This is a genomic window from Xylophilus sp. PBN-3R, from assembly GCF_057747805.1.
In genome coordinates this window covers 2,570,473-2,586,171 of sequence record NZ_CM173225.1, presented here as the reverse complement: position 1 = coordinate 2,586,171, position 15,699 = coordinate 2,570,473, and the positions used below count along the sequence as shown (strand labels likewise).

Annotated in this window: 9 protein-coding genes; 2 read left to right on the top strand and 7 right to left on the bottom strand. The window is 66.3% G+C overall.

The annotated features are described in order from the left end of the window. Nucleotides 1-64: 64 nt before the first annotated feature. Nucleotides 65-2,812 carry an ATP-binding protein gene (locus AC3ANW_RS12240; protein WP_488341120.1) on the bottom strand — a complete coding sequence of 916 codons (2,748 nt, stop codon included), beginning with the start codon at nucleotides 2,810-2,812 and terminating at the stop codon, nucleotides 65-67. A 168-nt stretch (nucleotides 2,813-2,980) separates the two neighbouring features. Between AC3ANW_RS12240 and AC3ANW_RS12235 the strand changes: the two genes are divergently transcribed. Further along, the gene (locus AC3ANW_RS12235) at nucleotides 2,981-5,563 is read left to right on the top strand and encodes a GAF domain-containing protein (protein WP_488341119.1); all 2,583 of its coding nucleotides are present in this window, start codon (nucleotides 2,981-2,983) and stop codon (nucleotides 5,561-5,563) included. A 5-nt stretch (nucleotides 5,564-5,568) separates the two neighbouring features. On the opposite strand, the gene AC3ANW_RS12230 is transcribed toward AC3ANW_RS12235, so the two are convergent. The 6 genes from AC3ANW_RS12230 to AC3ANW_RS12205 form a co-directional block, all read right to left on the bottom strand. Then, nucleotides 5,569-6,948, bottom strand: coding sequence for a carbohydrate porin (locus AC3ANW_RS12230; RefSeq protein ID WP_488341118.1), 1,380 nt, complete (start codon nucleotides 6,946-6,948; stop codon nucleotides 5,569-5,571). Nucleotides 6,949-7,084: 136 nt separating this feature from the next. Continuing rightward, nucleotides 7,085-8,653 carry a tripartite tricarboxylate transporter permease gene (locus AC3ANW_RS12225; RefSeq protein WP_488341117.1) on the bottom strand — a complete coding sequence of 523 codons (1,569 nt, stop codon included), beginning with the start codon at nucleotides 8,651-8,653 and terminating at the stop codon, nucleotides 7,085-7,087. Nucleotides 8,654-8,656: 3 nt separating this feature from the next. Further along, nucleotides 8,657-9,133, bottom strand: coding sequence for a tripartite tricarboxylate transporter TctB family protein (locus AC3ANW_RS12220; protein WP_488341116.1), 477 nt, complete (start codon nucleotides 9,131-9,133; stop codon nucleotides 8,657-8,659). A gap of 118 nt (nucleotides 9,134-9,251) precedes the next feature. Beyond that, the gene (locus AC3ANW_RS12215) at nucleotides 9,252-10,760 is read right to left on the bottom strand and encodes a sensor histidine kinase (RefSeq protein WP_488341115.1); all 1,509 of its coding nucleotides are present in this window, start codon (nucleotides 10,758-10,760) and stop codon (nucleotides 9,252-9,254) included. Beyond that, a complete protein-coding gene (locus tag AC3ANW_RS12210; RefSeq protein WP_488341114.1) occupies nucleotides 10,738-11,430 on the bottom strand; it encodes a response regulator in 693 nt (230 codons plus the stop codon). The genes AC3ANW_RS12215 and AC3ANW_RS12210 overlap by 23 nt, the downstream gene beginning before the upstream one ends. 19 nt (nucleotides 11,431-11,449) lie before the next feature. Beyond that, complete coding sequence (locus tag AC3ANW_RS12205) at nucleotides 11,450-12,928, bottom strand: NAD-dependent succinate-semialdehyde dehydrogenase (protein WP_488341113.1); 1,479 nt, start codon at nucleotides 12,926-12,928, stop codon at nucleotides 11,450-11,452. Nucleotides 12,929-13,065: 137 nt separating this feature from the next. On the opposite strand from AC3ANW_RS12205, the gene alaS reads away from it, so the two are divergent. Then, the gene (alaS, locus tag AC3ANW_RS12200) at nucleotides 13,066-15,699 is read left to right on the top strand and encodes an alanine--tRNA ligase (protein ID WP_488341112.1); all 2,634 of its coding nucleotides are present in this window, start codon (nucleotides 13,066-13,068) and stop codon (nucleotides 15,697-15,699) included.

Sequence of the window (15,699 nt, the reverse complement as noted above, 5' to 3'; positions counted from 1 at the left end):
GGTTTCGCTGTAATCACTGCCTGAACTGTCAGATTCGAATCGGTGGTCTTCATGGCTGTACCGCCTACGGCCGACCGCCGGCCGGCTCGAGCGCTGCCGCCGGCAAAACCCCGACGATCGCGTCGTACAGCTTCTGCAGGGCGATGGGTTTGGCGACATAGGCCTGAAAACCGGCTGCCAGGCCGGCGCGGATATCGGTTTCCATGGCAAAGGCGCTCAAGGCCACGGCGGGGATTCCATGGTTCGGTCCGTCGGTCAGCGTCCGTAGCTGGCGGATGAAACTCAGGCCGTCCATGACGGGCATACCGATGTCGGACACCAGCAGCTGGTAGCTTTCGGTCGCCAGGCTGGCAAGGGCCTCCGCAGCGGAAGACCGTGTCTGCACCACACAGCCGAAAGCCGCCAACGCCACCTGCGCAACTTCGCGGGCGTCGGGTTCGTCGTCGACCAGCAGGACCCGCAAACCCTGAAGCTGGTCACCCAGTGCACCGGGCAGACGTGATTCCTGGAGGGTCGGTGTGTCCGATGCCTCGACTGACAGTGCCAACGACACGGTGAAACAGCTGCCCAGGCCCGGGCCGGGGCTCGTCACCTCGATGGTTCCGCCGTGCAGTTCTACGACTCCGCGTGCAATCGCCAGGCCCAGGCCGAGCCCGCCGACGCGGCGGGTCACCGAGCCGTCTTCCTGTCGCAGGCGTTCGAACACATGGGGCAGGAAGGCGGCGCCGATGCCGCGTCCGCTGTCGGTTACCTGCAAGATGGCGCGGCCGGCTTCGGCGCGCACCGACAGCTCGACCCGGCCGCCGGCCTCGGTGAACTTGACCGCATTGCCGACCAGGTTGGACAGCACCTGTTCCAGGCGGCGGGGCTCGCCTTCGACGATGACCGGCGCAACCTCGCGGCAGACCAGTTCGACGCCTTTTTCTTGCGCCTTGTGCAGGTGCGACAGAAACACGTTCTTGGCCGACAGCGCGAGGTCCACCGGCTCCATGCGGATGACCATCTTGCCGGCCATCACCGAAGTCATGTCCATCAGGTCGTCGATCAATGCTGCCTGGTGGCGGGCGTTGCGACGGATGGATTCGGCGGCCTTGGCGATCATGGGGTCGTCGGTCCGTTTGCGCGCCAGGATGTCGGACCAGCCAGTGATGGCATTGAGCGGCGAGCGCAATTCATGCGAGACGGTGGCCAGGAATTCGTCGCGGATGCGCGCTGCGCGGTCGGCCTGGGCCCGCGCCGACTGTTCCTCTGCCAGTGCGCGGCTGGTGGCTTCGGCCAGATTGGTGATGCCGTCGATGTCGAACAGGGTGCCGACCCAGCGATTCAGCCTGCCGTCGGCACCGGCGACCGCGCGGGCCTGGACTTCGAACCAGCGGGGCGCGCCCGACGGCGGTGCGAACAGTCGGCAGCGGCAGTTCAAGTCGCTTCCCTGGACCTTTGCGTCGGCCCATTGCCGGCTGAAGGCGGCGCGATCCTCTTCATGGACCAGGGCTGCAAGGTCGGCGAGGTTGAAAGCGCCGGCCGGTTTGTGCGCCAGGATCCAGGTGTGGTTGATGTATTGAAGCTGGCCGTCGGCGTCGGCCTGCCAGACCACCTGCTGAAGCGAGTCGGCCAACGCCTCGAACTGACGCGCCTGTGTGTTGGTGGCGTCTGCGTGGATGCGGGCGGAATCCGCCAATCGGGCCAGTGCGCGTTTGACCGCCTGCACCTCACCGACGTCGCTGCTGGTGCCATGGGGCGAAGTGCTGTTCGCCCACACATCGCCGGCGTTGACGCCTTCTGCCTGGTCGGCCAGCCTGCGCAACGGGTCGACCAGCCGCCCTGTGACCCGCCAGGCCAGCCACGCCGCCAGCAGCCCGATCACCAGGCCGCCGGCCATGAACCCGAGTTGCAGGTCGCGCACCGAAGCCAGCGTGGCGGAATAGGGCTGGCGGGCCACGACACGCCAGCCAAAACCGCCGAAGCTGCCCCGGGCGTGGGTGACTGCCACGGCGGTCAGATAGGGTTCGCCGTCATTCCAGGTCTTCTTGAGCGCACGTTGTCCGGTGTTCGACAGCAGGGCCGAGAGGTCGGCACCGACGACGACATCGGGCGATGCGGTCAGCACGACCTTGGAGTCGGTGTCGACCAGGAACAACTGCACGCCCTGGCGTTCTGCCGCCGGGCCCAGCATGTTGTCACGCACCTGGCCAGCCCATTCCCAGCCGATATGCACCGCGAAAACCCTGAACGCCTGGCCCTTCTGATCACGGATGGGCACCGACACGTCGAGAAAACGCAGCGGCTCGCCGCTCTTGGGTTTGGGCAGCAGGTCCGCGAGCCGGACCGCACCGTGAACGTCGCCGATGAACAGGCCAGTCCTGCCCATGTAGAACACCGGCCGGCCCGTCAGATCGCCACCTTCATAAACACCACCGGTGGCCGCCAGTACCGTACCGCTGGGGATGTCGACGATCGAGGCGTAGGCCACCTCCGGGTTTTCGCGTTGAAAATCGTCCAGCGCCTTCCGCATGTCTCCGGCAGATGTGGCGGGTTCGTGGTACCGGTCGCGCATGCTCTGGTTGATGACTTCCTTGGCGAACTGGTTCATGCCGTTAGAAAGTTCTCGTGCCATCTGCTCGGCCAGCATGTCCAGGTTGCTGGCACCCAGCTTCACCAGCCGGCGTTCCGCGATCTCTCCGAGCATGACGCTGAGCGACAGGCAAAGAATCACGATCAGGCCACCCAGGGCCAGGCCGAGACGGGTATGAAGGCGTCCGGGTGGCGGCTGGAAACCTGCCTTGACGGGGATCGAGATGGAAGAAGGGCTCAATTCAGTCGCCGGAAGCCTGCGGATTTTTATCGTACCAATCTGTTTCATTGTCCACGTAAAGGCTTTAAAGACAGCGGCTTTAGCTAAAGAGAAACGATGACGATGTGAAGCAAAATATGGAGAGTTCTGCGGCGTTGAGTGGCAGGTGTTTCTAAACTAATCGGCGATATGGCTTTCCAGGACTCCCAGAGCGACTCCCAGGTGGATCAACGTCGGCCATCCGACCTTCTTCAGGCGGCGGCACTGAAACTCGGTGATCTGTTGCGGCCGCTGTCCGACGCGGCCGATATCGCGGGGACCGCGGCCCTCGTCTGCGGCGAGACGCTGAACGTGCTGCGCGCCGGTTATGGCGTCATCGACGATGCCGGCGCCCATGTGGAAATCACCCGCGACTGGTGTCGCAGCGACGACGCCTGCCGGCTGGCGGGGCGCTATCGTTTCGCTGATTTCGGCTCCTTCATCGAAGATTTGCGTGCCGGGCGCGTGGTGGCCATCAGCGATGTCGAGCAAGACCCGCGCACCGCCGCCCGCAAGGATGCGTTCGCGGGCATCCGGGTGCGCGCCCTGCTCAACGTTCCCCTGATGAGCAACGGCCGGCTGGTCGGCGTGTTCCTGGCGCACCAGGACCAACCGCGCGAATGGACACACGAAGAGATCGGATTCGTCGCCAGCGTGGCCGACCGCACCTGGGCCGCCATCGCGACGGCCCAGGCATTGGGCGCACTGCGCTCGGCCAACGAAGAACTCGAGCGCCAGCTACAGGACCGCACCGCCGACCGCGACCGGCTCTGGCAGCTGTCCGCCGAGGTCATGCTGGTGGCCCGGTTCGACGGCCAGGTGCTGGCCGTCAACCCCGCATGGTTTTCGATGCTGGGATGGCAGGAACGCGAGGTGGTCGGCAAGAACCTTGCCGACCTGGTGCATCCGGACGACCTTGCCCGCACCCTGGACGGCGCCCGGGCGATTGCCGAAGGTGCCAATTTCCCGGGATTCGAAAACCGCTACCGCCACCGCGATGGCAGCTACCGCTGGATATCCTGGAGCGCCGGCCAGGGCGACGGCCGCATCATCGCGGTCGGCCGCGACATCACCGAGTTCAAGCTGCAGGCCCAGTCCCTGCAGGCGGCCGAAGACCAGCTGCGGCAAAGCCAGAAGATGGAAGCCGTCGGCCAGCTGACCGGCGGCATCGCCCACGATTTCAACAACCTGCTGACCATCATCAGCACGTCCATCCAGTTGCTTCAGCGGCCGGCGCTGCCGGACGAGCGGCGGCAGCGGTTCATGGCGTCCATATCGAACGCGGTGGCGCGTGCCGCCAAGCTGACCGGCCAGTTGCTGGCCTTCGCGCGGCGCCAGACCTTGCAGCCGGTGGTGTTCGATGCCGCCCAGAACGTGGCCGCCATCGGCGACATGGTGCAGACGCTGGTCGGCTCCCGCATCGAGATCACGCTGGAAACCTCAGGCACCACCGACGCCGCCTGCATGGTGGATGTCGACCCGGGGCAGTTCGATACTGCGGTGGTCAACATGGCTGCCAATGCCCGCGACGCCATGGAAGGCGTCGGCCGGCTGCACATCCACACCCGCCGGGTCGATGGCATTCCGGCCCTGCGTTCGGCAGGGGCGGTACCGGGCAATTTCGTGGCGGTGTCGGTCCGTGACACCGGTTCGGGCATCGCGCCCGACCGCATCGACCGTGTCTTCGAACCGTTCTACACCACCAAACCCGTGGGGCAGGGCACCGGACTGGGACTGTCGCAGGTGTTCGGATTCGCCAAGCAGTCGCGCGGTGACGTGCAGGTCGAAAGCGAACCCGGCCGCGGAACCACCTTCACGATCTACCTGCCGCTTGCGCGCCGTCGCGCATCGGTGGCGCCGGAATCCAACGGCGACATGGCCGGTTTCGACAGCGAGCCGCGTGGCCGGCTGCTGGTGGTCGAGGACAACCACGATGTGGCGCATGCGGCCGAGGCGACGCTGGTCGAACTGGGGTACCAGGTATCGGTCGCTCACGGTGCTCGCCACGCGCTGCAGTTGCTGGCCGACGAACCGGCGGCCTACTGCGCGGTTTTCTCCGATGTGATGATGGCCGAGATGGACGGCATCCGGCTGGCGCGCGACATCCGCCGCCTGTATCCGGCCATTCCGGTGCTGCTGTGCAGCGGCTACAGCAGCGTGCTGGCCAGCACCGAGCACCACGAATTTTCGCTGCTGCCCAAGCCGTATTCGATGGCGGCGCTGTCCGATGCGCTGCGCCATACGATCGCCACCGGCAATGCCGAAAAAGCCCGGCTGGCCGACCTGGCGGCCCTGGCGGTGCTGGACACCGCCCAGGAAGACGATTTCGACCGCGCGACCCGCCTGGCGGCCGGCCTGTTCGATGCACCCATCGCGCTGGTCTCGCTGGTGGACGACCAGCGCCAGTGGTTCAAGTCGAAAGTCGGCCTGGCGGTCAGCGAAACGTCGCGCGAACATGCTTTCTGCGCCCATGCCATTCACGATCCGCGCCAGGTGATGGTGGTGAATGACGCCACCCAGGACGCCCGGTTTGCCGACAACCCGCTGGTGGTCGGCGACCCGAGCATCCGTTTCTACGCGGGTGCGCCGCTGGTGACGTCGTGGGGCCACGCCATCGGAACGATCTGTGTCATCGACTCCAAGCCGCGCGAAGTCGACGAGCAGCAGCTCGACGCACTGCGCAAACTTGCCGAGGAAGTGGTCGAGCGTCTGGAGAGGAACCGGCAGGCCTGACCGGCTCAGAACTCGGTGTGCAATCGCAGCGACACCACCCGCACCGGGCCGCGGTCGGCGTTGTAGGCCGGGTTGCGAATGCGCTGGAAACCCAGGGTGATGGCGTTCTCGAGCTTCTTCACGTTGGGCAGCGCCAGGCGGTAATACACCTCGCCGATGGTCTCGGGCTTGTAGCTGATGCGGCCGTCGCCGACGAAGAAACCCGAGCCGCCGGCCGCCAGAAAATCGCGGTGTTCACGCGACAGGCCGTTCTGTGCGACGGCGATACCCAGCGCGTCCTTCGAACGACCCCAGCGGCCGCCCTCGATGGTGGTGCCGAACGATATGGACCGGTCGATCTCCGCGAAGGCATAGGTCTCGGACTTGCCGTCGTTGCGCGCCAGCCGGGTGAACACGCCCACCCCGTCCGCCACTTCCTGCTCGAGGTTGACGCCCGCGCCGACCTTGGTGCGGCGTTCGCGTACCGGGGCGACGTCGGGTGTGGTTCCGTTGGCTGCGGCATAGGCCAGCGCATCTTCGAAACCGCCCATCACCGCGACGTTGCGGAACGCCAGCAGCCGCAGCGTGCCCGGACGGCCGTAGGCCTGATAACGGCGCTCCAGCTCGATCTGGTCGCCGTAATGCCTGAAGAACTGATGATCCAGCTTCAGGCCGTTGGATTCACGTGGCATCAGCGAACGGCCGGCGCGCAGGGTCCAGTCGTCGTCGTGGCGGTATTCGAGCGCCACGCCCCATGAATAACCGCGCGAATCCGCCGCGAAGTCATAGGCACCGTGGGTCAGGAAGGACCAGTTCAGGAACTGGGTCCGGGCATCGTGTGCATGGGTGCTGCCGTCGAACAGGTCGGACACCGCGAAGTTGCCGGCGGTCAGGGTGATGCGGCGTTTGTCGTAGCGGCTGGCCAGCTGGTTGGCATCGCCCTCGATGAATTCGCTGCCGCCGCCCAGGCCCCAGGTCTGCCGCACGAACAGCCGCGCGCGGTAGACGATGGGACTGGTGCCGGCGGTCTTCTGGAGTTCGCTGTTGGTCAGCCCGCCCAGGCCGGTGAGGCGCGAAAGCGGCAGGCCCTGCACCAGCTCGGGGTTGAAGTACAGCTCGGTCTGCGGTGCCAGGCGAACGCCCAGGAAGGCGGTCGAGGTGAACGAATAGCTGTGTTCGCGTTCGGGCGACAGGCTGTTGACTCCGGAGTAGGCGGCGCGAAACGCCGGCTTGTTCTGGTTGATGTAGGTTGCCTGGCCGTGGAACGAGAAGTTCTCGATTTCTTGCGGATCGTCGGCAGCGGCGGGCACGTCTTGGGCGGAAGAGGGCAGGGCGGCAGCCGAGCACAACAAGGCCAGGACGGCCTGTGTGAGGAGGGATGCGTGCGGGGCGCGGAGGCTTTTCATGGGCGGGCGAAGTATAGGGAGCCGAAAAGGCCGTCCCGTGACAACGCGTCAAACGCAAAAAAGGCCGACAACCCTTTGGGTGCCGGCCTGAACTCCGCGATGCGGAGAGAGCTAACCGTAATGACCGTGATGCGGCTCAGACGGCCTGTTCGATCTGCCGCTGGGGCACGTGTGCACTGGCCAGCACTTCCCCGGCCACCGATTCCTGCGCATTGCCGCGCTTCTTGCCGCGCCAGGCCGACCAGGTCACGCCGATCAGCAGCAGGCAGCTGATGGCGATGAACGTGCCGCTGATGGGACGCTGGATGAAGATGTGCAGGTCGCCACGCGACAGCAGCAGGGCGCGCCGGAAGTTCTCTTCGACCATCGGCCCCAGCACGAAGCCCAGCATGATGGGTGCGACCGAGAAGTTCAGGTAGATCAGAATCGCGCCGACGATGCCGAACGCCAGCACCTCCCAGATCTGGAACAGGTTGTTCTGCGTGCTGAACACACCGACCGCGATGAAGAACATGGCTGACGGGAACAGGTAGCGGTAGGGCACCTGGAGCAGCTTCACCCAGACGCCGATCATGGGCACGTTGAGGATGATCAGCAGTGCGTTGCCAATCCAGAAGCTGGCGATCAGGCCCCAGAAGATGTCCGGATGCTCGCTGATGAGTTGCGGGCCGGGCTGGATGCCCTGGATCATCAGCGCGCCCAAGATCAGCGCCATGACCGCGTCGCCGGGGATGCCGAGCGACATCGTCGGGATGAAGTCGACCTGGGTCTTGGAGTGCGAAGCCGCCTCGGGCGACGCCACGCCGCCGATCATGCCGGTGCCGTATTTTTCTGGCGTCTTGCTGATCTTGCGTTCCAGCGCGTAGGCGATGAAGGTGGTGATGGTCGGGCCGGTGCCGGGCATGGCGCCGAACACCGTGCCCACCGCGGTGCCGCGGATCATCGGCCAGATGGCTTCCTTCAGTTCTGCCTTGCTGGGCCGCATGTCGCGGATGCGCAGGCTGGTGTTGGCCGTGATGGTCTTCATGCGGTTGACGTTCAGCAGGAAGTCGGCCACACCGAACAGGCCCATGGCAATGGCCACCAGTTCGAGCCCGTCCGACAGCTCGGGCACACCGAACGAGAAACGGAACGCGCCGCTGTTGACGTCGGTGCCGACGCAGCCGGCCAGCAGGCCGAACAGGGTCATGGCCACGCCCTTGAGCGGCGAGCCGCGCGACATGGTCGAACCCGCCAGCAGGCCGAGCAGCATGATCGAGAAGATCTCGGTCGGCCCGAACTTGAAGGCCACCTCGGTCAGCAGCGGCGACGCGAAAACCATCACCAGGATGCCGACCGAAGCCGCGAAGAACGAGCTGATCATGGTGATGCCGAGCGCGGTGCCGCCCTTGCCCTGCTTGGTCAACGGATAGCCGTCCAGGCATGTCACCGCATGTGGAGGATGCGATGGCAGGTTCAGCAGGATGGCGCCGATGGCACCGCCGTATTGCGAGCCGTAGAAGATGCCGGCCAGCATCAGGATCGCCGGCACCGGATGCATCGCATAGGTCAGCGGCAGCAGGATGGAAATGGCCGACAGCGCGCCCATGCCGGGCAGCACACCGATCAGGTTGCCGACCAGCACACCGAAGAAGGACCACATCAGGTTGGTGCCCTGGAAGGCGACACCGAAACCGAACCACAGGTCATGCAGGGATTGCGACATGGTTCAGGCCCCCCACTTCACCAGCGGCAGCTGCAGCTGCAGCGCCCACCAGAAGACCACGGTGGCGATGACCATCATCGCCAGCGAAAGCACGAAGGCCTGCAGCACCGTGTTGCTGCGGTCGCCCATGGCCGAGATGAAGACGATGGCGAAGGTCGCCGGCAGCAGGCCGCAGTAATTGCCCAGCACCAGGAAGGCGATGGTGCCGGCGATGATGCAGAGGCCGCCGCGCAGGTCGGGCAGGCCGGCGGGGTGGTGGCCGCCGGTCTCGGCCGCCGGTTTGTCGCCGCGGGCGGACAGGGCGATCAGCAGGCCGGTTGCCGCCAGCAGTGCGCCGACCGCGCAGGGAAAGAATCCGGGCCCCATGCGTTGCAGGGTGCCCAGTTTGTACTGCACGCTGGCGTACACCGCGGCCAGGCCGATGATGACCATCAGCGCGCCGCCGTAGTAGTCCTTATTGAAATGCGGGGAAGGTTTCATGCTCTCTCCAAAGGCTCCGAGCCAGGCCCGGATGGACCTGTATCTCGAACGGAGGCGAGTCTAGAAATCGAGGCTTCCAATCAGCTTCCGATTGGGCATGCGAGCCGCAAAATACGTGTTATTGCGGATGTCCGGCGGCGGGTTCACTCAGGGAAACCACCAGTCTCGCCGCCAGTCCGCGGCTGCCGTCGGCGGGGTCGGCCAGGACGATGTCGCCGCCGTTGCGCCTGGCATAGGCCCGGGCGATGGCGAGGCCCAGGCCGGCGCCGCCCTGCGGTGCGCCGGCAGCCCTGGATCCCTGGCGAAACCGCTGGAAAACAGCCTCGCGTTCATTGATCGGCAGGCCGGGGCCGCTGTCGGTGACTTCGGCGACGGCGTGCGGTGGCGGGCCGTTTTCGGTCCGTACGGTCACCGTGATGCGGCCGTCGCGCGGGGTGTGTCGGATGCCGTTGTGCAGAAGGTTCGCGAAGGCTTCGTGCAGTTCGGCGGCATCGGCCGCCACCGGCACCGGGCAGTCGGAACTGGTCTCGTCCCATCCCAGGTCGATGTTCTTTTCGCGTGCCAGCGGCAGGTATTGCAGCAGCGCTCCACGCGCGACCTGCTGCAGGTCGGCGGGGCCGGCGGGTGGTTCGGTCGAGCGGCTGGTGCTGGCATTGGCCATCGCCAGCAACTGGTCGGACAGGCGCCGGCTGCGTTCCAGTTGCGAGGCGATGGCGGCCAGGCTTTCGCGCAGCACGGCGGGGTCGTCCTGCCGGAGCGCGAAACCGGCCTGGGTGGTCATGATCGCCAGCGGCGTGCGCAGCTGGTGCGATGCATCGGCCAGGAAACCGGCTTGTTTCTCGAGCACCGCGCGGTGGTCGGCGATGTGGTGGTTGACCGCATCCACCAGCGGCGCCACCTCGCCGGGTACGGCACGGGTTTCCAGCGGCCGCAGGTCTTTGGCAGACCGCGCGCGCAGGGTTGCACGCAAGCGGCGCAACGGGTTAAGCGCCCAGGCCACACCTAGCCACACCAGCAGCACGGTGACGGCCAGCATGCGCACGCCCTGCCATATTTCGCGTTTCAGCAGAGCCTCGCGCGCTGCGTTCCGGCGGCCGGTGCTTTCGGCCGCGCGGATCGACAACTGCCATGCCCGGCCGAGACCGTCGTAGGCGCGGCGCTGCAGGGCGGCGACGCGCACCGGATACCCCCGATATTCGGCGTTGTAGAAGACCACGGCCTTGTCGCTGGGTGGCGGTGCCGGCAGGTCGTCGACGCCCAGCAGCGTCTCGACCGGCGGCGCGCCGGGCAGGTCCGGCCCCTCGGGCGTGGCCAGCACCTGCAGGTGTTTGTGGTTGGCGTTGAGCGACTCGAACATGCCCTGGATGGAGAAGGGCTCGCGCAGGGTCAGTGCGCCGTCGGAGTCGGTCGCCAGGCCTTCGTCCAGCGCGGTGATCACTTCGAGCAGCGTTTCGTCGTAGGCCACCTCGACTGTGCGGGCCATGGCGCGGTAGTCGGTCCAGCTGTCGAACATCAGCAGCGCCGCCAGTCCGGGCAGCAGCAGGACCAGCAGCTGAAAACGGATGCCCGGACGCTGCCAGCGCCGACCGCTGCTGGCGGTGGCGCTAGGCGTCCTGTCTGTTGCCATGGGCCGCGCTTTCGAGCATGTAGCCCAGGCCGCGCACGGTGACGACTAGCACGTCGCTGTCCGCCAGCTTGCGGCGCAGGCGGTGCAACACCAGCTCGATGGCATCGGGGCCGACGCTGGCATCCTGCGGGAACACCTTGTCGGAAAGCTGCGACTTGCCGACCGGTGAGCCGGCCCGCATCAGCAGCGCGGTCAGCGCAGCGTGTTCGCGCGGGGTCAGTTGCAACAGCTGGTCGGCCAGGGTGAAAGCGTGGCTTTCGTTGTCGTAGGCCAGCGAGCCGCACTGCAGTCGCGGATGCTGGCGGCCGTGGCTGCGGCGTACCAGGGCGATGAGGCGGGCTTCGAGTTCCTCGATGGCGAAGGGCTTGGCCATGAAATCGTCGGCCCCCAGATGCAGGCCGCGCACCCGGTCGGGCAGGGCGCCCTGGGCCGTCAGCACCAGCACCGGCACCGGGTTGCCGGCGTCGCGCAGGGCGGTCAACACGGTGAATCCATGCTTGTCGGGCAGGCCCAGGTCGAGCACCACCGCGTCGTAGGCGGTGCCGACGGACAGCAGCGCTTCGGCCGTGCGGGCGTCCGGCGCGTGGTCGGGCACGAAGCCGCTCTGCTTGAGCGCGCGCTGCAACCAGGCGGCCATTTCGGCCTCGTCCTCGACCAGCAGGATCCTCATGTCGCCCTTAAGTTTTCGATCACTTCTGGATATCGCCCAGGCAGAGGTACTTCAGTTCGAGATAATCGTCGATGCCGTGATGCGAACCCTCGCGCCCCAGGCCCGACTGCTTGACCCCGCCGAAAGGCACGTGCTCGGTGGCGATGACACCGGCGTTGATGCCCACCATGCCGTATTCCAGCGCCTCGGCCACCCGGAAGATGCGGCCGACATCGCGGCTGTAGAAATAGCTCGCCAGGCCGAACTCGGTGTTGTTGGCCGCATCGACGGCTTCCTGTTCGGTCTCGAACCTGAACACCGGCGCGAACGGGCCGAAGGTCTCTTCGCGGGCGCACAGCATGTCGGCCGTGGCGTCCGCCACCACCGTCGGCTGGAAGAACTGGCCTTCCATCTTCTGGCCGCCCGCCACCACACGGCCGCCCTTGGCCAGCGCGTCTTCCAGGTGCTTCTGCACCTTGGCGACGGCTGCCGGCTCGATCAGCGGGCCCTGCACCACATCGGCGTCGAAACCGTTGCCGACCTTCAGCGCCTTCACCGCGACGGCGAACTTCTCGACGAACTGGTCGTAGACACCTTCCTGCACATAGATGCGGTTGGCGCAGACGCAGGTCTGGCCGGCGTTGCGGTACTTGCTGGCCATGGCGCCCTCGACGGCCGAGTCGATGTCGGCGTCGTCGAACACGATGAAGGGCGCGTTGCCGCCCAACTCCAGGCTCATCTTCTTGACCGTCGGCGCGCTCTGCGCCATCAGGATGCGGCCGACTTCGGTGGAGCCGGTGAAGCTGATGTGGCGCACCACGTCGCTGGCGCACAGCACCTTGCCGACGGCGATCGAGTTGTCGCTGTCGGCGGTCAGCAGGTTCAGCACACCGGCCGGAATGCCTGCGCGCACGGCCAGTTCGGCGGCGGCCAGCGCGGTCAGCGGGGTGAGTTCGGCCGGCTTGATGACCACCGGGCAGCCGGCGGCCAGGGCGGGCGCGACCTTGCGGGTGATCATCGCCAGCGGGAAGTTCCACGGCGTGATGGCGGCGCAGACACCGACCGCTTGCTTCATCACCAGCAGGCGGCGGTTGTTGTCGAACTGGGGCAGGGTCTCGCCGTTGACGCGTTTGGCTTCTTCGGCGAACCATTCGACAAAACTGGCGGCGTAGGCGACTTCGCCCTTGGCTTCGGCGAAGGGCTTGCCCTGCTCGGCGGTCATGATGCGGCCGAGGTCTTCCTGGTTGGCGATGAGCAGGTCGAACCATTTCAGCAGGATGGCGTGGCGCTGCTTGCCGGTCTTGGCGCGCCAGGCGGGCCAGGCCTTATCGGCGGCGGCGATGGCGGCTTCGGCATCGGCGGCACCCAGGTTGGGCACGTCGGCCAGCTTGAGGCCGGTGGCCGGGTCGTTCACGTCGAAGCGGGCGCTGCCGGCGACCCAGCGGCCATCGATCAACGCGTCGGTCTTGAGCAGGCTGGGGTCGTTCAGCAGGGCGAGGGGGGAGGTCTTCATGTCCATGCGCTGGTACTCCTGTGAGTCTTGGTGACGTGGCTGCGGCCGGGCGGCGCGAGCGAGCCGAATATTCTCGCATCCGGCCTGGGGCCGTGCATGCACGGGGGTGGGAGCTGGCCATGCGACGGCTAAAATCGCCGGATATGACGACACCCACGACTCCGCCGGCCACCGTTGCCCAGATCCGCAAGACATTCCTCGATTTCTTCGCCGCCAAGGGACACACCGTGGTCGCGTCGAGTTCACTGGTGCCGGGCAACGACCCGACCCTGATGTTCACCAACTCGGGCATGGTCCAGTTCAAGGACGTGTTCCTGGGCGAAGACAAACGCTCCTACAACCGCGCCACCTCCGTCCAGGCCTGCCTGCGCGCCGGCGGCAAACACAACGACCTGGAAAACGTCGGCTATACCGCCCGCCACCACACCTTCTTCGAGATGCTGGGCAACTGGAGCTTCGGCGACTACTTCAAGCGCGACTCGCTCAAGTGGGCCTGGGAACTGCTGACCGAGGTCTACAAACTCCCCGCAGACCGCCTGCTGGCGACCGTCTACGAAGAAGACGACGAGGCCTACGACATCTGGACCAAGGAAATCGGCCTGCCGCCCGAGCGTGTGATCCGCATCGGCGACAACAAGGGCGGCCGCTACAAGTCCGACAACTTCTGGATGATGGCCGACACCGGCCCCTGCGGGCCGTGCTCGGAAATCTTCTACGACCATGGCGCGCACATCCCAGGCGGCCCCCCCGGCAGTCCCGACGAAGACGGCGACCGTTTCATCGAGATCTGGAACAACGTGTTCATGCAGTTCGACATGGCGGAAGACGGCAGCGTCACCCGCCTGCCAGCACCCTGCGTGGACACCGGCATGGGCCTGGAGCGGCTGGCGGCCATCCTGCAGCATGTGCACAGCAACTACGAGATCGACATCTTCGCCGCGCTGATCCGCGCCGCCGCACGCGAAACCGGTTGCACCGACCTCGAAAACAAGAGCCTGCGGGTGATCGCCGACCACATCCGCGCCACCGCATTCCTGGTGGCCGACGGTGTCATCCCGAGCAACGAAGGCCGGGGTTACGTGCAGCGCCGCATCGTCCGCCGCGCCATCCGCCACGGTTACAAGCTGGGCCAGAAGAAGCCGTTCTTCCACAAGCTGGTGCCCGACCTCGTAGCGCTGATGGGTGAGGCCTATCCCAAGCTGCAGGCCGACCACCAGCGCATCGTCGAGGTGCTGAAGACCGAAGAAGAACGTTTTTTCGAGACGCTCGCCAACGGCATGGAAATCCTGGACTCGGCCCTGGCCGGCGGTGCCACGGTGCTGCCGGGCGAGGTCGCCTTCAAGCTGCACGACACCTTCGGTTTCCCGCTCGACCTGTCGGCCGACGTCTGCCGCGAACGTGATGTGACGGTCGACGAAGACGGCTTCAAGGCCGCCATGGAACGCCAGAAGGCCGCTGGCCGCGCCGCCGGCAAGTTCCGCATGGACCGTGCGCTGGACTACGCCGGCACGGGCAATCTGTTTACCGGCTATGAATTGCTGGAGGCATCCGCCAGCGTGGTTGCGCTGTACCACGAGGGCTCGCCGGTCCAGGAACTGACCGAAGGCCAGACCGGCGTCGTGGTGCTGGACACCACGCCCTTCTATTCCGAGAGCGGCGGCCAGGTCGGTGACCAGGGCCAGATCGCGGCCGAAGGCGTGGCCTTCGGTGTCGCCGACACCCAGAAGATCAAGGCCGACGTGTTCGGCCACCACGGCACCCAGACCCAGGGCACGCTGAAGGTCGGCGACAAGGTCATGGCGCGGGTGGATACGGCGCTGCGAGCCGCCACCCAGCGCAACCACAGCGTCACCCACCTGATGCACAAGGCCCTGCGCGAGGTGCTGGGCACTCATGTGCAGCAGAAGGGTTCGCTGGTCAACGCCGAACGCACCCGTTTCGACTTCGCACACGGCACCGCGGTGACCGATGCGCAGATCCTGGAAATCGAGTCGCGGGTCAACGCCGAGATCCTGGCCAACGAGCCGACCCAGTCACGGGTGATGGACATCGAGTCGGCCCAGCAGACCGGCGCCATGATGCTATTCGGCGAGAAGTACGGTGAAACCGTGCGGGTGCTGGACATCGGGTCCAGCCGCGAACTTTGCGGCGGAACCCACGTCGCCCGCACCGGCGACATCGGTTTGTTCAAGGTGGTGGGCGAAAGCGGTGTGGCCGCCGGTGTGCGTCGCATCGAGGCGGTCACCGGAATCAACGCGCTGAGCTACCTGCAGCAACTGGAATCGACCGTGCAGACCGTTGCCGCCACGCTCAAGGCACCTGCCGCCGATCTGCAAGGCCGGCTGGGTTCGGTGCTCGAACAGGTGCGTTCGCTCGAGAAGGAAGTCGCCGCCCTGAAGGGCAAGCTGGCCTCTTCGCAGGGCGACGAACTGATGCTTCAGGCGGTCGACGTCGGCGGCATCAAGGTGCTGGCCGCCCAGTTGCCGGGCGCCGATGCCAAGGTGCTGCGCGACACCATGGACAAACTCAAGGACAAACTGAAGACCGCGGCCATCGTGCTGGCAGCGGTCGACGGTGGCAAGGTGCAGATCGCAGCCGGCGTGACCGCAGACAGCGTCGGCCGGGTGAAGGCCGGGGAACTTGTCAACTTCGTCGCCCAGCAAGTGGGCGGCAAGGGCGGCGGCAAGGCCGACATGGCGATGGCCGGCGGCACCGATGCGGCAGCGCTTCCGACGGCGCTGAAGTCGGTGCTGGGCTGGGTGACCGAGCGGGTCTGA

Coding starts and splice junctions, on each gene's coding strand:
- AC3ANW_RS12235 (WP_488341119.1), top strand. CDS start 2,981: ATGGCTTTCCAGGACTCCCAGAGCGACTCCCAGGTGGATCAACGTCGG.
- AC3ANW_RS12230 (WP_488341118.1), bottom strand. CDS start 6,948: ATGAAAAGCCTCCGCGCCCCGCACGCATCCCTCCTCACACAGGCCGTC.
- AC3ANW_RS12225 (WP_488341117.1), bottom strand. CDS start 8,653: ATGTCGCAATCCCTGCATGACCTGTGGTTCGGTTTCGGTGTCGCCTTC.
- AC3ANW_RS12220 (WP_488341116.1), bottom strand. CDS start 9,133: ATGAAACCTTCCCCGCATTTCAATAAGGACTACTACGGCGGCGCGCTG.
- AC3ANW_RS12215 (WP_488341115.1), bottom strand. CDS start 10,760: ATGGCAACAGACAGGACGCCTAGCGCCACCGCCAGCAGCGGTCGGCGC.
- AC3ANW_RS12210 (WP_488341114.1), bottom strand. CDS start 11,430: ATGAGGATCCTGCTGGTCGAGGACGAGGCCGAAATGGCCGCCTGGTTG.
- AC3ANW_RS12205 (WP_488341113.1), bottom strand. CDS start 12,928: ATGGACATGAAGACCTCCCCCCTCGCCCTGCTGAACGACCCCAGCCTG.
- alaS (WP_488341112.1), top strand. CDS start 13,066: ATGACGACACCCACGACTCCGCCGGCCACCGTTGCCCAGATCCGCAAG.